Origin of the sequence: Lacinutrix venerupis, assembly GCF_001971745.1 — a bacterium.
Taxonomy (GTDB): Bacteria; Bacteroidota; Bacteroidia; order Flavobacteriales; family Flavobacteriaceae; genus Lacinutrix; species Lacinutrix venerupis.
In genome coordinates this window covers 147,656-167,315 of the sequence record NZ_CP019352.1, presented here as the reverse complement: position 1 = coordinate 167,315, position 19,660 = coordinate 147,656, and the positions used below count along the sequence as shown (strand labels likewise).

Annotated in this window: 18 protein-coding genes; 14 read left to right on the top strand and 4 right to left on the bottom strand. The window is 29.4% G+C overall.

The features are described from left to right. Window positions 1–11 precede the first annotated feature (11 nt). The 10 genes from BWR22_RS00765 to BWR22_RS00720 all read left to right on the top strand — a co-directional run bounded on the left by BWR22_RS00765 (window position 12) and on the right by BWR22_RS00720 (window position 12,092). Window positions 12–1,895, top strand: a complete 1,884-nt coding sequence (locus tag BWR22_RS00765) for a heparinase II/III domain-containing protein (RefSeq protein ID WP_241828215.1) — start codon at window positions 12–14, stop codon at window positions 1,893–1,895. 1 nt (window position 1,896) lies between these two features. Next, window positions 1,897–3,138: a glycosyltransferase family 4 protein gene (locus tag BWR22_RS00760; RefSeq protein WP_076731539.1), complete on the top strand. Its 1,242-nt coding sequence runs from the start codon at window positions 1,897–1,899 to the stop codon at window positions 3,136–3,138. Next, window positions 3,138–3,743: a sugar transferase gene (locus BWR22_RS00755; protein WP_076731538.1), complete on the top strand. Its 606-nt coding sequence runs from the start codon at window positions 3,138–3,140 to the stop codon at window positions 3,741–3,743. Before BWR22_RS00760 ends, BWR22_RS00755 begins: the two co-directional genes overlap by 1 nt. Next, the gene (locus BWR22_RS00750) at window positions 3,743–4,348 is read left to right on the top strand and encodes an acetyltransferase (RefSeq protein WP_076731537.1); all 606 of its coding nucleotides are present in this window, start codon (window positions 3,743–3,745) and stop codon (window positions 4,346–4,348) included. The genes BWR22_RS00755 and BWR22_RS00750 overlap by 1 nt, the downstream gene beginning before the upstream one ends. Window positions 4,349–4,351: 3 nt before the next feature. After that, window positions 4,352–5,479, top strand: a complete 1,128-nt coding sequence (locus tag BWR22_RS00745; protein WP_076731536.1) for a DegT/DnrJ/EryC1/StrS family aminotransferase — start codon at window positions 4,352–4,354, stop codon at window positions 5,477–5,479. Between the two features lie 96 nt (window positions 5,480–5,575). After that, window positions 5,576–7,540, top strand: coding sequence for a polysaccharide biosynthesis protein (locus BWR22_RS00740; RefSeq protein ID WP_076731535.1), 1,965 nt, complete (start codon window positions 5,576–5,578; stop codon window positions 7,538–7,540). A gap of 72 nt (window positions 7,541–7,612) precedes the next feature. After that, window positions 7,613–8,911, top strand: coding sequence for a UDP-glucose dehydrogenase family protein (locus tag BWR22_RS00735; protein ID WP_076731534.1), 1,299 nt, complete (start codon window positions 7,613–7,615; stop codon window positions 8,909–8,911). After that, on the top strand, window positions 8,911–9,903 hold the full coding sequence (locus BWR22_RS00730) for a UDP-glucuronic acid decarboxylase family protein (protein ID WP_076731533.1): 993 nt from the start codon (window positions 8,911–8,913) through the stop codon (window positions 9,901–9,903). Before BWR22_RS00735 ends, BWR22_RS00730 begins: the two co-directional genes overlap by 1 nt. A 3-nt stretch (window positions 9,904–9,906) precedes the next feature. Then, complete coding sequence (locus tag BWR22_RS00725; RefSeq protein ID WP_076731532.1) at window positions 9,907–11,316, top strand: exopolysaccharide biosynthesis polyprenyl glycosylphosphotransferase; 1,410 nt, start codon at window positions 9,907–9,909, stop codon at window positions 11,314–11,316. Between the two features lie 2 nt (window positions 11,317–11,318). Next, window positions 11,319–12,092 carry a glycosyltransferase family 2 protein gene (locus BWR22_RS00720; protein WP_076731531.1) on the top strand — a complete coding sequence of 258 codons (774 nt, stop codon included), beginning with the start codon at window positions 11,319–11,321 and terminating at the stop codon, window positions 12,090–12,092. On the opposite strand, the gene BWR22_RS00715 is transcribed toward BWR22_RS00720, so the two are convergent. Next, a complete protein-coding gene (locus tag BWR22_RS00715; protein ID WP_076731530.1) occupies window positions 12,082–13,395 on the bottom strand; it encodes a phenylacetate--CoA ligase family protein in 1,314 nt (437 codons plus the stop codon). The two genes, BWR22_RS00720 and BWR22_RS00715, sit on opposite strands and share 11 nt — an antisense overlap. Window positions 13,396–13,459: 64 nt before the next feature. Between BWR22_RS00715 and purD the strand changes: the two genes are divergently transcribed. Continuing rightward, entirely contained in the window at window positions 13,460–14,731 is a 1,272-nt protein-coding gene (gene purD / locus BWR22_RS00710) for a phosphoribosylamine--glycine ligase (RefSeq protein WP_076731529.1), read from the top strand. Here the strand turns inward: purD and BWR22_RS00705 are convergent. Then, on the bottom strand, window positions 14,726–14,953 hold the full coding sequence (locus BWR22_RS00705) for a DUF6341 family protein (RefSeq protein ID WP_076731528.1): 228 nt from the start codon (window positions 14,951–14,953) through the stop codon (window positions 14,726–14,728). The genes purD and BWR22_RS00705 overlap by 6 nt on opposite strands. A gap of 44 nt (window positions 14,954–14,997) precedes the next feature. On the opposite strand from BWR22_RS00705, the gene BWR22_RS00700 reads away from it, so the two are divergent. Continuing rightward, on the top strand, window positions 14,998–15,921 hold the full coding sequence (locus BWR22_RS00700) for a DUF6427 family protein (protein WP_076731527.1): 924 nt from the start codon (window positions 14,998–15,000) through the stop codon (window positions 15,919–15,921). Here the strand turns inward: BWR22_RS00700 and upp are convergent. Continuing rightward, window positions 15,910–16,569 (bottom strand): uracil phosphoribosyltransferase, encoded by a 660-nt coding sequence (gene upp / locus BWR22_RS00695; protein ID WP_076731526.1) that lies wholly within the window; start codon window positions 16,567–16,569, stop codon window positions 15,910–15,912. The two genes, BWR22_RS00700 and upp, sit on opposite strands and share 12 nt — an antisense overlap. A 76-nt stretch (window positions 16,570–16,645) precedes the next feature. Between upp and BWR22_RS00690 the strand changes: the two genes are divergently transcribed. Continuing rightward, window positions 16,646–17,251 carry a DUF4254 domain-containing protein gene (locus BWR22_RS00690; protein WP_076731525.1) on the top strand — a complete coding sequence of 202 codons (606 nt, stop codon included), beginning with the start codon at window positions 16,646–16,648 and terminating at the stop codon, window positions 17,249–17,251. 73 nt (window positions 17,252–17,324) lie between these two features. Then, window positions 17,325–18,353 (top strand): glycosyltransferase family 9 protein, encoded by a 1,029-nt coding sequence (locus tag BWR22_RS00685; protein ID WP_076731524.1) that lies wholly within the window; start codon window positions 17,325–17,327, stop codon window positions 18,351–18,353. A gap of 208 nt (window positions 18,354–18,561) precedes the next feature. Here BWR22_RS00685 and BWR22_RS00680 read toward each other — a convergent pair whose 3' ends face one another. Then, entirely contained in the window at window positions 18,562–19,617 is a 1,056-nt protein-coding gene (locus BWR22_RS00680; protein ID WP_076731523.1) for a ferredoxin--NADP reductase, read from the bottom strand. Between the last annotated feature and the right edge of the window lie 43 nt (window positions 19,618–19,660).

Below are 19,660 nucleotides of genomic sequence, written 5' to 3'. Positions count from 1 at the left end.
AATATTTTAGTATGATTCATAAAATAAAATTAGTTTTCAACTTGTTGAAAAACATGGGATTGCGATATGTTTTATTTAGAATCTATTATGCGATTTCAACAAAATTAGGATGGCAAAAAAAAGCATTTCCTATAAATCCTGAGTTTAAAACATTTATAACTCTAGAAGAGTGGAAAAATAATTTATCTCCATTTTTCTTCTACGGAAAAGATATACATAAGCTTCCAAAAAATAGAGATGAGAAGTTAAAATCTACTTTTCAAAAGATAGAGAATGGAACCTTTACTTTTTTTAGTAAACAAGAATTAAGCTTAGGAAAACATTACGACTGGATTACAAATCCAATAACAAATCATAAGTATGATATTTCAAAGCATTGGAGTGAAATACAAGATATTTCATTAGACGCTGGAGATATAAAATTTGTTTGGGAGAAAGCAAGATTTTCATTTTTATATGATGTTATTAGATACGATTATCATTTTGATGAAGATCAATCGCAATTGGTTTTTAATGAAATTAAAGATTTTATAGCTAAGAATCCTATAAATCAAGGTCCAAACTATAAATGTAGCCAAGAAATAAGCTTAAGGGTTTTAAATTGGACATTTGCTCTCTATTATTACAAAAATTCAGAGAATTTAAACGAAACACTGTATCAAGAAATAATGAATTCAATATACTGGCAATTGCACCATGTATATAATAATATTCATTTTTCAAGAATTGCTGTAAGAAATAACCATGCTATAACAGAAACCTTAATGTTATATTTATCTGCCAAATTATTTCCATTCATGGCAGACACAAAAAAATGGAGCATAAAAGGAAAGAAATGGTTTGAACAAGAAGTAGAATATCAAATATATAAAGACGGTACATTTCTTCAATATTCTATGAATTATCACCGTGTGACCGTGCAGTTATTGACATGGGCAATTCAATTATCTAAGTTAAATAATGAGAAATTTAAACCAGTTGTTTACGATAGAGCAGAAAAATCATTAAGTTTTTTAGAGACTTGTTTAGATCCGGTTTCTGGAGAGTTACCAAATTATGGATCTAACGATGGCGCTTTATTTTTTAAGCTAACAAATAAAGACTATAGAAACTATAAATCGCAATTAGACGATTTACGTTTAGCTCTAGGTAATAAATATTATTACAAGTCCGAAAGCCAGTTTTGGTATGGTTTTAAAAACGAAAAACAAGTAAATAATATTCAAATTCCAGACATAAATGTTTTTGATAAAGGTGGATATTACATTATTAAAGATCAAGATGTAAAAACATTTATACGTTGTGGGAAATATAAAGATAGGCCTGCACAGTCAGACAATTTACATTTGGATATTTGGGTGAATGGCAATAATATTTTAAGAGATTCTGGTTCTTATAAATACAATACAGAAAAAGAACTTATAAATTTCTTTAATGGTTGCGAAGGTCATAATACTGTTGGTATTGAAGGCGAAAATCAAATGCTAAAAGGCAGTCGTTTTATATGGTATAATTGGGTTAAATATGCTAAGGCAACCTTAATTAAAAAGCAGGATAATTATATATTTAATGGTGAAATTAAGGCTTTTAAAAATTTAGGAAATAATATTTTCCACAACCGAAGGGTTGAAAAACCAGTTTCTAAGAATATTTGGAGTGTTACAGATGAGTTTAAAAACACTAATAATTTCACAAAAAACCAATATTGGCATATAAATCCAGAATTTTTAGATAAAATAACTATCGAAACAACCGATGCTACTGGAAATAAATTAAATCCTTTAATAGAAGAAAAATACTTTTCTAGTTACTACGGTGTAAAAGAAAAAAGTATTAGGCTTACCTTTGCCACTAAAACAAACACCTTTAATACCGAAATTAAAATAAAGTTATAATATGAAAATATTACTCATACATCAATATTTTTTAGAAAAAGGAGACGGTGGAGGCTCACGTTTTAATGAGATGACACAGGTATGGGCAAACCAAGGTCATGAAATTACGGTTTTAGCAGGGATGGTACATTATGCAACAGGTAAAAAACCTGAAAAATATAAAGGAAAGTATTTTTTTACTGATTTAGATTTTTATAATAATGTAGATGTCATTAGATCTCATGTATCCGAGAGTTATAATACTAATTTTTTAGGAAGACTATGGGCTTATTTTTCATTTGTTTTCTCAAGCATTTACGCTGGTTTATTTAAAACTAATAAAAAATTTGATGTTATTCTTGTTACATCTCCTCCACTATTTGTAGGTATCACCGCTTATGTTTTATCAAAAATAAAAAGTGTGCCGTTTGTTTTCGAAATTAGAGATTTGTGGCCAGAATCTGCAATAGATACAGGTGTATTAAAAAATAAAATGATAATTAAATTCGCTTATTGGTTTGAGCGCTTTATTTATAAAAAAGCTACATTAATTAATGTGTTAACACCAGCGTTTAGAGAGAAGTTAATAGTAGATAAAAAAATTGATCCCAAGAAAGTTATTTTTATACCAAATGCAGCAGATTTTTCTTTAGCAGAAAGCATTCAGGAAAATTTTGACGCTACTGCTTTTAAGAAAGAACTTAATCTTCAAGATAAGTTTGTAATAACTTATGTTGGAGCTCATGGTGTTGCTAATCATTTAATTCAATTAATAGAAACTGCAGAGAGGTTAAAAGACACCAATGTTGTATTTCAATTAATTGGAGCAGGTATGCAAAAAGACATGCTAGTTGAAGAAGCTGCTAAAAGAAAATTGAATAATATAATTTTTAGAGATCCTGTTCCTAAAAAAGAAGTGTTTAAGTATATTTTAGCTTCAGATGCTGGTGCATCTGTCTTAAAAAAAGTTGATACTTTCAAAACAATATACTCTAATAAAACATTCGATTATATGTCTTGTAAAAAGCCAATTTTACTTGCGATAGATGGTGTTTCAAGAGATTTAGTTGAGCAGGCTAAATGCGGTTATTATGTTGAGCCTGAAAATCCAGAAGAAATAGAAAAAGGAATTAGGTTAATGTTGGCTAATAAAGAGTCTCTTAATATAATGGGAGAAAATGGTTTTAACCATGCTAAAAAATATTTTGACAGAAGGGATTTAGCTTCAAAATATACTAATAAAATAAAAGAAGTTTTAGAATAATGTATATCAGGTTAATTAAACCAAGTTTAGATTTATTGTCGGCATTAATAGCTTTGGTGTTATTTAGTCCATTATTTATAATAGTATTAATATTATTAATTTTTAATAATAATGGTAAACCTTTTTTCTTTCAAGAAAGACCAGGAAAAAAAGGAAAAATTTTTAAAGTCATTAAATTTAAAACAATGACAGATAAAAAAGATTCTAATGGAAATCTATTGCCTGATGCAAAAAGATTAACACCTGTAGGGAAATTTGTTAGAAAAACATCTTTAGACGAGTTACCACAACTTTTAAATGTGCTTAAAGGAGATATGAGTTTAGTAGGACCAAGGCCTTTACTTCCAGAATATCTTTCGTTGTATAACGAAGTACAAAAAAAGAGACATGATGTAAAACCAGGAATAACTGGTTGGGCTCAAGTTAATGGAAGAAATGCAATTACATGGAACAAGAAATTTGAATTAGATGTTTGGTACGTAAATAATATAAGTATTATTTTAGATATCAAGATTTTATTAAAAACAATATTAAAAGTTGTTCAATCTGAAGGGATTAATGGAGTAAATGCTGTAACCACAGAAAAATATACAGGAAATAACTAATGAAGTATTTATTTGGAGCAAGCGGCCATGCAAAAGTGGTGTTAGATGTTATTGAGTCTAAAAACATTAATATTGATGGTGTTTTTGATGATAATAAAAAAGAAGATTGTTTTCAAGGTTTACCTTTTTTAGGCAAATTAGAACCTGGAAATAAGGCATTAAATCAAGGTGAATTTATTATAGCTATAGGAAACAATAAAATTAGAAAAGAAATTGTAAATAATACAAAGACAAAATATTTCAACGCTTACCATAACAATAGTTTTATATCTAGATTTAGTAAAATTGGAGAAGGAACTGTTGTTATGAATAATGCAACCATAAACTCAGGAGCTATAATAGGGAGTCATTGTATAATTAATACAGCCTCTATAATAGAGCACGATTGTGTAATAGAAGGTTTCTCACATATATCGCCTAATGCAACTTTAACAGGAAATGTAAAGGTAGGAGAAGGAACACATATTGGTGCAGGTGCAATTGTAATTCCAAATATAACTATAGGAAAATGGTGTGTAATTGGAGCTGGAGCAGTAGTAATAGAAAATATACCAGACAACTCTGTCGCCGTTGGAAATCCTGCTAGAATAATAAAAAAAGTATAAATAATGAACCAAAAAATATGGCTATCCTCTCCACACATGGGAGGTAATGAGCAAACGTATATAAAAGAAGCTTTCGATACTAACTGGATTGCGCCGTTAGGACCAAATGTAACAGGTTTTGAAAAAGATTTAGAGTCTTATTTAAAAGAAGATGTACATGTAGCAGCATTATCTTCTGGTACTGCAGCAATACACTTGGCATTAGTGCAATTGGGAGTAGGTTTAAACGATGAGGTATTATGCCAAAGTATGACGTTTTCTGCATCAGCAAATCCAATTGTTTATCAAGGTGCAAAACCAGTATTTATAGATAGTGAAGAAGATACATGGAATATGTGCCCAATTCACTTAGAAACAGCTATAAAAGATAGAATAGCAAAAGGAAAAACACCAAAAGCCATAATAATAGTTCATTTATATGGCATGCCTGCCAAAATGGACGAAATATTAGCAGTGGCCAATACATATAATATTCCGGTAGTAGAAGATGCTGCAGAAGCATTAGGCTCAACGTTTAAAGGTAGAAAATGTGGAACTTTCGGAGATTTTTCAATTTTATCATTTAATGGAAATAAAATTATTACAACCTCTGGTGGTGGAGCAATGGTTTGTAATAACATAGAAAAGAAACAAAATACTATCTTTCTTGCAACGCAAGCCAGAGATCAAGCAACTCATTACCAGCATTCTCAAATTGGTTATAATTATAGAATGAGTAACATTAGTGCAGGAATAGGAAGAGGTCAAATGGAGATCTTAGATAAGCATATAAACTTAAGACGCGAGATGAACAGTTTTTATAAAGAATTGTTTAGTGATGTTGAAGGTGTAGATGTATTTACAGAACCTAATGAGTATTCGTATTCAAATCATTGGTTAAGTTGCATCGTTGTTAATGAAAATGCACCATTTACTAAAGAAGAACTGTTTAATAAAATGCTAGAAGCTAATATAGAAACAAGACCGCTATGGAAACCAATGCATTTGCAACCTGTATTTAAAAATGCACCATTTTATGGAACTAATATTAGTGAAACATTGTTTGAAAAAGGACTTTGCTTACCAAGTGGCTCTAACCTTACAGAACAAGATAGAGATCGAATTTTTAAAGTTGTAAAAAGCCTTAAGTAAAATTTAATTCTATCTAATTTAAACTGTAAAGTACAGTTATATTTCTATATTGTAATTATAATTATGATATTTGTACACTCAAATACAACATTTTAAATGCTTAGAAAATTAAAACAAGCTGTATTTCAAGTTTTAGAGTCTAGTCGAAAAAAAATAGATTTTAAAAACATTAACTATCTGCCAAGATGGGCAATATTGTGTTTTGATAGTGTAATTTTATTAACAGCATTAGTAGTTACTAAAATTATAATAGGTAATTTAAAAAGCGGAAACGTCTATTTTTCTTATTTACCAACCGGACAGGAGTTAATAGTTGTTCTTGTTAATATATTGTTTTTTATTTTTTTTAGAACCTATGCTGGTTTAATTAGACATTCTACATTTATAGATGCTGTAAAACTGTTTTTAGCCTCTGCTACTACATTAGTAACAACATTAGCCATACATTATGTTTTTTTCCTATTTACTGAAGAAAGCATTTTTTTAGTACCAGAAATTTTAGTGTATGCAATTGTTTCTTTTTGTGGATTATTTCTTTTCAGAATTTTAGTAAAACATGTTTTCGAAGAATACTTATCATATCAATATGAAGAAGACCAAATAAACGTATTAGTTTATGGAACTGGTGAAAATGCCATAGCAATTGCTTCGGCATTAAAATCAGAAAAACCATCACGTTATAAAGTATTGGGTTTTATAGATAGAGAAGGTAAAAATAAAAGTAAAGAAATATTAGGGCTTCCAATTGTTCAATTGCATAGAAAAGTTGCCGTAACATTAAGAGCATATGGCGCTCAGGCACTTATTATCGCAGATAATAAAATAACAAAAGAGGCAAGTATAGCTATTATAGATAACTGTTTAGAATATAACTTTAAAGTATTTAGAGCACCATTAATTTCGGATATTGAAAACAATAAAAGTTTATCTAATCAAATAGAAAAAATTCAAATTGAAGATATTCTAGAAAGAGACCCAATAAAACTAGACAATAAACTTGTTGCAAAAGAAATATACAATAAGTGCATTTTAGTTACTGGAGGAGCAGGATCCATAGGTAGTGAAATAGTTAGGCAAGTAGCAAACTATAATCCTAAAAAACTATTAATTTTAGATAATGCCGAAACTCCGCTTTATCGCATTCAACATGAAATTAATCAAAATTTTCCAAATCTAGATTTTGAAGCCATTATTTCCGATGTAAGAAATAGAGAAGTAATAGACGAAGTTTTTAGTAAACATAGGCCTAACGTTGTATACCATGCGGCAGCATATAAACACGTGCCATTAATGGAAAAACATCCATCGCAAGCTGTTTTTGCAAATGTAGTAGGTTCTAAAAACGTAGCAGATATGTCTAGCAAATATGAAGCTGAAAAATTTGTTATGGTCTCTACAGATAAAGCTGTAAATCCAAGTAATGTTATGGGAGCATCCAAACGCATTGCCGAAATTTATGTTCAAGCCCTTCAAAGTAAATTAAAAAAAGAAAATAAAACAACCACACAATTTGTAACAACAAGGTTTGGTAACGTTTTAGGCTCTAACGGCTCTGTAGTACCTTTATTTAAAAAACAAATAGAAGAAGGCGGACCATTAACTATTACGCATCCAGACATTATTAGATATTTCATGACTATTCCAGAAGCTTGCCAACTAGTAATAGAAGCTGGTGCAATGGGAAATGGAGGAGAAGTATTTATTTTCGATATGGGAGAAGCAGTAAAAATTATAGATTTAGCTAAAAAAATAATTCGTTTAGCTGGATTTGTACCATATAAGGATATAGATATAAAAGTTATTGGTTTAAGACCTGGTGAAAAATTATACGAAGAACTTCTAAACGATAAGTCTGAAACACTACCTACTTACAATGAAAAAATAATGATAGCAAAAATCGAATGCTATGATTATGCAACAATAAATAAACTAATAACAGACCTTACCGCCTCAGCAAAAGATGGTAGTAAAAACGAAATTGTACTTAAAATGAAAGATATTGTTCCAGAATTTTTAAGTATGAATTCAGACTTTGAAAGACTAGATAAAAAAATAGTCTAAAAAAATATAAATCACTTTAAAGCGTTCTTTTAAAAAGAAGCGTTTTTATAGAAACAAGCATACAATTTTTAAATGAAAATAGCAGTAATAGGCACAGGATATGTGGGTTTAGTTACAGGAACATGTCTTGCAGAAACAGGTAACGATGTCCTTTGTATAGATATAGATAAAAATAAAGTAGAACAAATGCAAAGTGGTAAAGTACCTATTTACGAGCCACACTTAGATGTTTTATTCGAAAGGAATATTAAAGCAAATCGCCTAAAATTTTCAACAAGTTTAGAAGAAGGTTTAGAGCATGGCGATATTGTATTTCTAGCTTTACCAACACCAGAAGACGAAGACGGTTCTGCCGATTTAAAGTATATATTAGGAGTAGCAAACCAAATAGGGAAACTTATTAAAGGTTATAAAGTTATAGTAGATAAAAGCACTGTTCCTGTTGGTACTTCCGAAAAAGTAAAAGCAGCAATTGCAAAAAATGCAACAGTAGATTTTGATGTAGTTTCTAATCCAGAATTTTTAAGAGAAGGTTTTGCCGTAGACGATTTTTTAAAACCAGAACGTATTGTTGTAGGATCCAGCAGCGAAAAAGCAATAAAGCTTATGGAAAAACTGTACAAACCTTACGTGCGTTCAGGAAATCCAATAATAGTAATGGACGAAAAGTCTGCAGAGCTTACTAAATATGCCTCAAATGCTTTTTTAGCCGCTAAAATTACATTTATGAACGAGATAGCTAACTTTTGTGAAAAAGTAGGAGCAGACGTCGATAAAGTAAGAATTGGTATGGGAACAGATTCAAGAATAGGAAAACGTTTCCTTTTTCCAGGTATTGGTTATGGAGGTTCTTGTTTTCCTAAAGATGTAAAAGCGCTTCATAAATCTGGAAAAGATTCAAATTATAATTTTCAGATATTAGATGCTGTTATCAATGTAAACGCAAGACAAAAATTAGTTTTAATTCCTAAAATAGAGAATCATTTTAATAATAATTTAAAAGGAAAAAATATTGCTGTTTGGGGATTGGCATTTAAACCAGAAACAGACGATATACGTGAAGCTCCGGCACTTTATATGATAGATAGTTTACTAGAATCTGGAGCAAATATTACAGCTTTCGATCCAGAAGCAATGCCTAACGTAAAGCGAAAACTTGGCGATAAAATAAAATATGCAGACGGCATGTATAATGCTTTAGAAAATGCCGATGCATTAGTTATTTGTACAGAGTGGAGTATTTTTAGAACACCAGATATTGATAAAATGAAGGCAAATATGCAAAACAATATTATCTTTGATGGTAGAAATTTATACGATGTAAAAGATATAGAAAACGAAGGTTTTACATATATATCAATAGGAAGGTAATGGGTTTAAAAAAAGTACTAATAACAGGAGCTGCAGGATTTTTAGGGTCTCATTTATGTGATCGTTTTATTCATGAAGGTTATCAAGTTATTGGTATGGATAATTTTATAACTGGCGATAAAAAAAACCTTGCGCATCTTAAAAATCATGAAAACTTTACTTTTATAGAGCATGATGTTACTAAGTTTATAAAAATTGAAGGTAATTTAGACTATATATTACATTTTGCATCACCAGCTAGCCCTATAGATTATCTTAAAATACCAATTCAAACATTAAAAGTAGGCTCTTTAGGTACACATAATTTGTTAGGCTTAGCTAGAGCAAAAAAAGCAAGACTTTTAATTGCATCTACTTCAGAAGTATATGGAGATCCTTTAGTGCACCCTCAAACCGAAGAATATTACGGAAATGTAAACACCATTGGACCAAGAGGTGTTTATGATGAAGCCAAACGTTTCCAAGAGTCAATTACAATGGCTTATAATAGATTTCATGGTTTAGAAACACGTATTGTTAGAATATTTAATACTTACGGTCCAAGAATGAGGCTAAACGATGGTCGTGTAATTCCAGCATTTATGGGTCAAGCTTTAAGAGGAGAAGATTTAACTGTATTTGGAGATGGTAAGCAAACGCGCTCTTTTTGTTATGTAGACGATCAAATAGAAGGTATTTATCGTTTGTTATTAAGCGATTATAGTTATCCAGTTAATATTGGAAATCCTCACGAAATTACCATTAGTGATTTTGCAGAAGAGATTATAAAACTTACCGGTACAACTCAAAAAGTTATATATAAAGATTTACCAGTAGACGATCCTATGCAAAGACAGCCAGATATTACTTTAGCAAAAAAAATCTTAGGTTGGGAGCCAAAAGTAAATCGTTCAGAAGGTATGAAAATAACATTCGATTATTTTAAAAGTTTAAGTGAGGAAGAACTTAATAAAAGTGAGCATAAAGATTTTTCAAGCTATAATAACAAATAGCAAATGGAATATAAACGTGGAAGATACTCTTGGTTATTAAGACCTTTTTTGGTGGTTTTTGATTTGCTAATAATTAATCTTTTAGCGTTTTATTCCTTTAATTTTAACGAAGAACATCTTCATTTTTTTTCATCAGCTTTCTTTAATAATAAGCACTTACTTTATATAATATATTCTATTATATTTTGGATTTCGTCAACAGCTTTTATAAATTTTTATCATGTCTATAGGTATACATCTGCACTAAATATTATTACATTATTAATAAAGCAATTTCTAATATTTTCAATATTAGTATATGCTTTTATTGGTGTTTTTAGGAGTGTAAATATACAAGCCTTTGTTACAATTAATTATTTGTTTTCTGCATTTGCTATTATTGGTTTTGTAAAACTTTTAAGTTATTACTTACTAAAAGCCTATCGTTTAAGACTAAAAGGAAATTTAAGGCGTGTAGTTATTATTGGTGATACAAATGGAGCTAAAGAGCTTAAAACTATTTTTACTAATAAAAAAGAGCTAGGATATAACTTATTAGCACGCTTTAGTAATAATAAGTCTCCAGAAATTACAGGAAGTATAAGTGACAGTTTTTTGTTTTTGGAAGCTAATAGCGGAATTGATGAAATTTACTGTGCAATGGATGAGCTTACAGAAAATCAAGTTAACGATTTTGTAAAGTACGCAAACAATCACCATTGTAATATTAAATTTATTCCAGAAACTAAAAAACTATTTACCAAACGTTTAAAAACAGATTTTTATAGTTATCTTCCAGTATTGTCTATACAACAAGTTGCTTTAAATCAAGATTTTAATAAGTTGGTAAAGCGTGTGTTCGATGTTGTGTTTTCATTATTCATTATTGTTTTTATACTTTCTTGGGTATCGGTTATTTTATTTATTTTAATAAAATTAGAATCTAAAGGACCGTTATTTTATAAACATAAACGTAATGGAATAAATTATAAAGTATTTACATGCTATAAATTTAGATCTTTAAGAACGGTAAAAGAAGTAAAAGGAACTTACGTTAAAGAAAACGATAATAGATTAACTAAAATAGGTAAGTTTTTAAGAAAAACCAGTATAGACGAGTTGCCACAATTTCTCAATGTAATATTAGGAGATATGTCTGTGGTTGGTCCAAGACCTCATATGCTTTCTTATACAGAAGACTACTCAAAAAAAATTGATAAATATAACTTTATATTTCGTCATCATGTAAAACCAGGTATAACAGGATTAGCGCAAATAAAAGGTTACAGAGGAGAAATTAAAAGTGATGAAGATATAATAAACCGAATTAAATTCGATAATTTTTATATTGAAAACTGGTCGTTATTATTAGATATTAAAATAATTATTCAAACTATTTTAAGCATCTTTAAAGGACAAAAACAAGCCTATTAATTGTGAAAGCACTCGTTTCTATAATAACACCACTATATAATTCTGAAACCTTTATTAGCGACACAATTACCTCTGTTATAAATCAAACCTACTCTAATTGGGAATTAATTTTGATAGACGATTGCTCAACAGATAATACCATTAAAATTGCAGAAAATTTTATTTTTAAAAATCATAGAATAAAATTACTTAAAAACGAAAGCAATCAAGGAGCAGCTATATCAAGAAATAAAGGTATAATGGCTTCAAAAGGAGATTATATTGCATTTTTGGATGCAGACGACCTTTGGAAACCTATTAAACTAGAAAAACAAGTGGCTTTTATGAAAGCTAATAATTGTTATGTTTGTTTTTCTAGTTACGAGCAAATAGACGAAGAAGGAAAACCATTAAATAAAATGGTTAAAGCGTTACCAGTTTTAACGTATAACAAATTTTTAAAAAGTAACTATATAGGTAATTTAACAGGAGTTTATAATGCCAATGTATTAGGAAAAATAACTTCAGCTAATTTACGTAAACGTCAAGATTGGTTATTGTGGTTAAACGCAATAAAAGCTTCAGGAAAACCGGCTCAAGGACTACAAGAATCTTTAGCATTTTATCGCGTTCGTGAAAACTCAATTTCATCAAACAAAGTTGCTTTGTTAAAACATAATTATTGGGTTTACAAAAAAGGTTTAGGATATTCTACAATTAAGTCAATGTATTGTATGGTAATATTTTTATGGGAGCATTTTTTTGTAAAAAGTAAACAAATAGTTTCTATTTCTTAACATAAGAAATAAACTGTTTTACTTTACCACTTTTTGCGCGTTCTAAGCTTTCTTTTCTATCAAAAGAAACATGTAAACCAGGTTCTAAATAATCATCTAAAGCCTTTTTTATAGTTTCTTTTTGTATTTCTGAGAGTTCTTCTTCTGCAACATAACTTACTTTAAAGGTGTCAATTTTAAATTGTTCAAGCATAAACTCTTTAATTTTAGAAGCATCTTCAATAATAGTTTTTGTAACATAATACATAGTAAAACCAGCTGCAGTTTTTCCGCTTGGCAAATTTAATGTGTCATTTGTTCTTCCTGCTAAAGACTCAAGAATAGGCTTGGTTAAAGTGCTTTTTTTAGAGAGCGTTCCAATATCTCCTAAATCGTATCTAATAAATGGATGTGCTTTATTGTATAATGATGTAATTACAATTCTACCTTGTTCGCCGTAAGGTAAAATATTATCATTTTCGTCTAAAATTTCAACATATAAATCATCACTATTTATTAACCATTCGTTTTTACTATTTTGAAAAGCAATTAATCCTAATTCTGCACAACCATATTCGTTAATTACAGGCACACCAAATTGTGTTTCAAGTATTTTCTTATCTTCTTCAAATAAAGTTTCAGAAGTTGCAATACAAGCTTTTAAGCTTTTACATACGTCTTTTAAAACAATAGTTTCTCGCTTTAAATATTTTGCAAAAAGAGTTAGTGCATTAGAGTAACCGTAGAGATATTCGTAATCAAATTTGCTAAATAATGTTACGTTTTTAGCAAGTTGTTTATCACTCATATCAAAAACCGAAAATCGAAACCGGTTACTTAATTTATCTTTTAAACGTTCTTTATAATAACTTTTTTTGTCTAATGGAATACCATAAAAACGAGCTTGTTTAGAGGTGTTTATGTCTAAGTCATGCCAGCCATATCTATCCATAAAAATAGACCAAGTTAAAGCGTGGCAAAATTTATCTTTAGCAAACGATAACGGATAACCAGAAGAACCAGAAGTGTTATTTACTTGACAGTTTTTGGTTGTAAAGCCTTTAGATAATCTATTGTTTAATGGTTGTTGTAAGTTTTTTTTAGTTAAAACAGGAATACTATTCCAATCGTTCACGTTTGCTTTATTTGCAAACGATTTATAAAATGTGTTTTGTTGTAAATGGTAATTTATAATTTCGGTTCTTTTATTAATAATATATTGAGCTTTGTCCTCAACAGATAAGCCTTTAATACGTTTTAAAGCAAGTTTTGCTTTTTGTATAGGAAAGCCTTTTAATTTTAGAGAAAGGTTAAATAGATTCAAAAGAAAAAATTATAAATATGAATTTGTAAAGTAAATAATTATTTTTGCGGAAACAATCACAACTATGAATATTTTAATACTAGGTTCTGGAGGAAGAGAACATACAATTACATGGAAATTAGCACAAAGTAACAAATGTAGAAATTTGTTTGTTGCACCAGGAAACTCTGGGACAGCTAATATAGCTACAAATGTACCAGTAAATGTTACCGATTTTCAAGCCATAAAAGAAGTGGTATTAAATAATAAAATAACAATGGTTGTTGTTGGTCCCGAAGATCCTTTAGTACAAGGTATTCATGATTTTTTTCTTGAAGATGAGGCGCTTAAAAATGTTGCTGTTATTGGACCGCAAAAGGCAGCTGCGGAATTAGAAGGAAGTAAAGAGTTTGCTAAAGAATTTTTATTTAGACACAATATTCCAACAGCAGCTTACCAAAGTTTTAATGCAGAAACAGTAGAAGATGGGTACGCTTTTTTAGACACTTTAAATCCACCTTATGTACTTAAGGCAGATGGTTTAGCAGCAGGAAAAGGTGTTGTTATACTTGAAGATTTAAACGAAGCTAAAGCAGAGTTAAAAGCAATGTTAGTAGATGCTAAGTTTGGAAATGCAAGTACAAAAGTTGTTATAGAAGAATTTTTAGATGGAATAGAATTAAGTTGTTTTGTTCTAACCGATGGTAAAAATTACAAAATTTTACCAACCGCAAAAGATTACAAACGTATTGGAGAAGGAGATAACGGTTTAAATACTGGAGGAATGGGAGCAATTTCGCCTGTGCCTTTTGCAGATGAAGAATTTATGTCTAAAATCAAGGAGCGTATTGTAATACCTACAATTAATGGTTTTAAAAAAGATAATTTACCTTATAAAGGTTTTGTGTTTATTGGTTTAATAAAAGTAGGAAATAATCCTTTTGTAATAGAGTATAATGTACGTTTAGGTGACCCAGAAACAGAAGTAGTTTTACCTCGTTTAAAAAATGATTTAGTTGAGGTATTTCAAGCAGTTGCTAACCAAACATTAGATACAATTGAAATAGAAATAGATGAGCAAGCAGCAGCAACAGTAATGTTAGTTTCTGGTGGCTATCCTGAAGCTTATGAGAAAGGAAAAGAAATTTCTGGAATAGATAACATAGAAGACTCTATTGCATTTCATGCAGGTGCACAATTAAAAGATAATAAAGTTGTAACTTCTGGAGGAAGAGTAATGGCTATAACAAGCTATGGAAATACGTACAAGGAGGCCATAAAAAAATCTTACCAAAATATAGAAAAACTACATTTTGATAAGATGAATTATCGAAAAGATATTGGGTTCGATTTATAAGTAAGAATGAGAAGAAATACTCTTATCTTCTTCATTATTATCGTTAAAACCTTTTAATTGTATCATCCAGTAAACCATTGCTATAGCACCTATAATCATAAATAACCAATTAACACCGTTAGCTAAAAACCAGTTTTCTAATTCTAAAAATCTAAGCATATCTAAAGGTGCAAATGCAACATCTACAAAAAAGTCTTGTATAGCGTAAAATAAATCTTTCATAATAATAGTAGTAAATTTATAAAGCAAAAATACAAAAACAGATAATGATTACAAGCATTTTTAGTAAATCTAAACCAATTAATTTTTTAATTGTTTTTTCATTGTCTCTTTTGGCATTACTTATTGCTACCAATAAGTATAGCAATATTGCGTTAAATACCACTTCTGTTTTTAAATTAATAGCAGTTTTTGCGTGCTGTTTTTTATCTATTTTATTGGTAGATTTTATTGTTACAAAAAACTCGTTATCTCAAAAAGGAAATACAGAGGTGTTGTTGTTTAGTATCTTTCTTCTTACGGTACCACAAGTATTTTTAAAATGGGAAGTTGTATTATCTAATTTTTTAGTACTACTAGCATTAAGACGAATAATTAGTTTAAGAACCCAAAAAGAACATATAAAAAAATTGTTTGATGCAGGTTTTTTAATAGGCTTAGCCAGCTTGTTTTATTTTTGGTCGCTTCTCTTTTTTATTCTCATATTTATAGCGTTAATATTCTATTCAGAATCTGAGATAAAAAAATGGATTACTCCTTTTCTTGGTTTATTAGCAATTATAATTTTATCCATATCCACATCTATAATAATAAAACACGATTTCTTTTCGTACTTAAGTATAAATCCTAAGGTAGGTTTTAATTTTACTGTATATAATTCTATCCAGTTTATTGTTGCAATTACGGTATTGTTGTCGTTTGGTTTATGGTCATCTTTATTCTATTTAAAAGATATTAATAAAAAGAAAAAAACATTTAGGCCATCTTATAAAGTTATTTTTATGGCGTGCGTTGTAGCATCTTTAATAGTTATAATTTCTCCTAAAAAAAACGGTAGTGAGTTTCTTTTTTTGTTTGGACCTTTAACTATTATTTTTTCAAACTATATAGAAACTATAGAAGAAAAATGGTTTAAAACACTTTTTGTTGTTTTGTTATTAATAGTACCAGTTGTATTATTAATGTTGTAGTTTTTGCCCAAAAGCCAAATCTCCTGCGTCACCCAAACCAGGTACTATATAACCTTTGTTGTTTAGGTCTTTATCTACTGTTGCAATCCATAAATGCGTGTTTTCTGGAAAATGTTTTGCAGCAAAATCTACACCTTCTTGAGCTCCAATAACAGCAGCTAAATGGATTTCTTTAGGAGTTCCAAATGGTTTTAAAGCTTCATAAGTAGCTAGTAAAGATTGTCCTGTTGCTACCATTGGATCTGCAAGTACTAATGTTTTACCTTCTAAACTTGGGCAAGCTAAATACTCTACTACAATTTCAAAAGTATCAGGATTTTCTTTGTGATGTCTGTAAGCAGATATAAAAGCATTTTCTGCCTTGTCAAAATAATTTAATAAACCATTATGTAAAGGTACACCTGCTCTTAAAATAGAGCATAAAACAACATCACTATCAATAGTTTTAACAGTAGTTTTTGCTAAAGGAGTTGTAATCTCTTGATTTTTAAATTTAAAGGATTTGCTCATTTCATAACTTAAAACCTCTCCAATACGTTCTATATTTCTTCTAAAGCGCATACTGTCCTTTTGTATATTGACATCTCGTAGTTCGGAAATAAAAGTGTTTAAAATTGAATTATCTTCAGATAAATTATGAATATGCATTATTGTGAATCTAAGTTATTGAATGGTAAAGTTAAATATTTATCCGTAATTTTACATTTCAAAAAATTAAATCAATATGTTTTCAACTAAAGCCAACGCTATTTTTCAAGAAGTAATAGCTAAATATCACGAAATTAACACTGTAGACCAGCCGTTTACAAATAAATATGAAAAATCAGATTTATTAGAGCACTTATTATATAGAAAATGTTGGATAGATACAGTACAGTGGCATTACGAAGACATTATTAGAGATCCACAAATAGATCCTGTTGCGGCTTTAGAATTAAAGCGTAAAATTGATGCATCTAACCAAGATAGAACAGATATGGTAGAGTATATTGATAGTTATTTTTTAGAGAAATATAAAGATGTTTCTGCAAAAAGCAATGCTACCATTAATACCGAAAGTCCTGCTTGGGGAGTAGACAGGCTATCAATTTTAGCATTAAAAGTTTATCATATGGAAGAAGAAGCAACAAGAAGTGATGCTTCTGCTGAACATAGAGCTACTTGCCAGAAAAAATTAGACATTTTGTTAGAGCAGCGCGTAGATTTATCTACAGCAATAGACACTTTATTAGAAGATATTAGCAAAGGAGACAAATACATGAAAGTGTATAAGCAAATGAAAATGTATAATGATGATGAGCTTAATCCTGTTTTAAGAGGACAAAAGTAATTTTTGCTGTAACAGCAAGAGTTCCCATAATAAACCTATGGCATTTTCTTAATAATAAGTAAGTAAATTCTATATGCCAAAACCAAAGCACATTTTAGTAATTCGTCTCTCTGCAATGGGAGACGTTGCTATGTCTGTTCCTGTTTTAAGGGCTTTTATACAACAACACCCAAATGTCAAGGTAACAGTTTTAACACGAGATTTTTTTAAGCCTTTTTTTAGAGATTTAAAAAATGTAACTATTTTTTCTCCCGACTTAAACGGAAAACATAAAGGTTTTTTAGGTCTTTATAAATTATCTAAAGAATTAAAAAGTCTAAGCATTGATGAGGTTGCAGATTTACACAATGTATTAAGAACAAAGATTATTAAGTTTTTTTTCTTCGGAAAAACCTTTAAACAAATTGATAAAGGAAGAGAGGAAAAGAAAGCATTGGTAGTAGGACAAAAATTTGAACAGTTAAAAACTACACACGAGCGTTATGCCGATGTTTTTAGAAAATTAGGTTATACTATTAACCTTTCTAATCCTAATTTTCCAGAACAAAAAACACTGGATCAAAGCACACAAGATTTAATTAAAAAAGATAATAAAAATTGGATTGGCATTGCGCCTTTTGCTCAATATCAATCTAAAATGTATCCTTTAGATTTATTAGAACGTGTAATATTTGAATTATCAAAATCTAATAAAATACTCTTATTTGGTGGTGGTAAAAAAGAGGTTAAAATTCTAAACGCTTTTCAAGATAAATATAGTAATGTTATAAATCTAGCAGGAAAATTATCTTTAAGTCAAGAGTTAGATGTTATTTCTAATTTAGATGTTATGTTAGCTATGGATTCTGGTAACGCACACATAGCGGCAATGTTAGGGAAAAAAGTAGTTACTATTTGGAATGTTACACATCCTTTCGCTGGATTTTCTCCATTTAATCAACCAGAAGATTATTGTTTACTATCAAATAGAAGTCAGTTTCCTTTAATACCTACTTCTATTTATGGCAATAAATTTCCAGAAAATTATAAAGAAGCTTCAAGAACTATTGCTCCAGATACGGTAATTAAAAAAATAGATTTTATTTTAGCTAATAATAAATAAAAAGCCTCACTAAAAGTGAGGCTTATAAACTTGTAACGTATTAAAAATATCTACTGTTTTATCCCTTAAACTAACAAATTTTTAGCGTTACAATAATTACAAAGCTATGCAGTTAATCGAGATAATTATAATAAAACTGTAGTATTATTCGGTAATTCGACAAAAAGACTTAAAAAACAGATTAAAAACAATTAAAAACGTTTTTGTGTTATACATCATCATAATCTACAACAATTTTAGAACTTTTAGGATGTGCCTGACAAGTTAAAATTAAACCTTCGGCTACTTCATTATCTGTTAAAATATTGTTTTGTCTCATAGTTGCTTCGCCTTCTGTAACTCTAGCAATACAGCTACTACAAATTCCACCTTGACAAGAATAAGGTGCGTCTAAATCTTTGTCTAAAGCAGCTTCTAAAATAGTTTGTGATTGTTTCATAATAAAAGTTTCCTCTTCATCATCAACAATAACTTTAATTTTGGTTTCTCCAGTATTTACAGCATTTTCTATAATTTGCTCTGTTTTGGCAACTTTAAAAAGCTCAAAAAATACGTTGTCTTTATCTACATTATTTTCTGTTAAAACATCTTTTACTGTGTGTATCATTGCTTCTGGACCACAAAGATAAAATGCATTTATAGTAGTATGTTTATATTTGTTTTTTACAATTAAGTTTACGGTACTTTTCTCAATACGTCCAAATAAAGCGTCTGGTTCTTGAGATTGGCTATACACAAACTTAACATCGAAACGGTCTTTATATTGGTGGTGAAGATTTAATATTTCATTTAAAAAAATAGTATCTTCTGTGGTTTTATTACCATAAACTAAAACAAATGTGCTGTTAGGTTCTTCTTCTAAAACAGTTTTTGCGATACTTAATATGGGAGTAATACCACTTCCAGCAGCAAAAGCAGCAATAGTTCTTGTTTTGGAACTGTCTGGTAAAAAGATAAATCTACCTTGAGGTTCTGCAACTTCTAAAACATCATTCTCTTTTAATGTGTTATTTGCATATTTTGAAAAAGTTCCATTTTCTACTTCTTTTACAGCTACAGTAATATCTCCACTTTTTGGAGAAGAGCATAAAGAGTAATCTCTTCGTATCTCTTCACCATTTATAGAGGTTTTAAGGGTAATATATTGTCCTGCTTTAAAGTTAAAGTTTTGCTTTAAAGTATCTGGTACATTAAAACTTAATGTAACAGATTTATTTGTTTGACGTGTTATTTTTTTTATTGATAATTTATGAAAATTAGCCATGTTTTTATTTTTTGTAAAAATAGTGAACAAGAAATTAATTTCA

Excerpts from the sequence above, each read along its gene's own strand:
- BWR22_RS00765 (WP_241828215.1), top strand. The coding sequence starts at position 12 with ATGATTCATAAAATAAAATTAGTTTTCAACTTGTTGAAAAACATGGGA.
- BWR22_RS00760 (WP_076731539.1), top strand. The coding sequence starts at position 1,897 with ATGAAAATATTACTCATACATCAATATTTTTTAGAAAAAGGAGACGGT.
- BWR22_RS00755 (WP_076731538.1), top strand. The coding sequence starts at position 3,138 with ATGTATATCAGGTTAATTAAACCAAGTTTAGATTTATTGTCGGCATTA.
- BWR22_RS00750 (WP_076731537.1), top strand. The coding sequence starts at position 3,743 with ATGAAGTATTTATTTGGAGCAAGCGGCCATGCAAAAGTGGTGTTAGAT.
- BWR22_RS00745 (WP_076731536.1), top strand. The coding sequence starts at position 4,352 with ATGAACCAAAAAATATGGCTATCCTCTCCACACATGGGAGGTAATGAG.
- BWR22_RS00740 (WP_076731535.1), top strand. The coding sequence starts at position 5,576 with ATGCTTAGAAAATTAAAACAAGCTGTATTTCAAGTTTTAGAGTCTAGT.
- BWR22_RS00735 (WP_076731534.1), top strand. The coding sequence starts at position 7,613 with ATGAAAATAGCAGTAATAGGCACAGGATATGTGGGTTTAGTTACAGGA.
- BWR22_RS00730 (WP_076731533.1), top strand. The coding sequence starts at position 8,911 with ATGGGTTTAAAAAAAGTACTAATAACAGGAGCTGCAGGATTTTTAGGG.
- BWR22_RS00725 (WP_076731532.1), top strand. The coding sequence starts at position 9,907 with ATGGAATATAAACGTGGAAGATACTCTTGGTTATTAAGACCTTTTTTG.
- purD (WP_076731529.1), top strand. The coding sequence starts at position 13,460 with ATGAATATTTTAATACTAGGTTCTGGAGGAAGAGAACATACAATTACA.
- BWR22_RS00705 (WP_076731528.1), bottom strand. The coding sequence starts at position 14,953 with ATGAAAGATTTATTTTACGCTATACAAGACTTTTTTGTAGATGTTGCA.
- BWR22_RS00700 (WP_076731527.1), top strand. The coding sequence starts at position 14,998 with ATGATTACAAGCATTTTTAGTAAATCTAAACCAATTAATTTTTTAATT.
- upp (WP_076731526.1), bottom strand. The coding sequence starts at position 16,569 with ATGCATATTCATAATTTATCTGAAGATAATTCAATTTTAAACACTTTT.
- BWR22_RS00690 (WP_076731525.1), top strand. The coding sequence starts at position 16,646 with ATGTTTTCAACTAAAGCCAACGCTATTTTTCAAGAAGTAATAGCTAAA.
- BWR22_RS00685 (WP_076731524.1), top strand. The coding sequence starts at position 17,325 with ATGCCAAAACCAAAGCACATTTTAGTAATTCGTCTCTCTGCAATGGGA.
- BWR22_RS00680 (WP_076731523.1), bottom strand. The coding sequence starts at position 19,617 with ATGGCTAATTTTCATAAATTATCAATAAAAAAAATAACACGTCAAACA.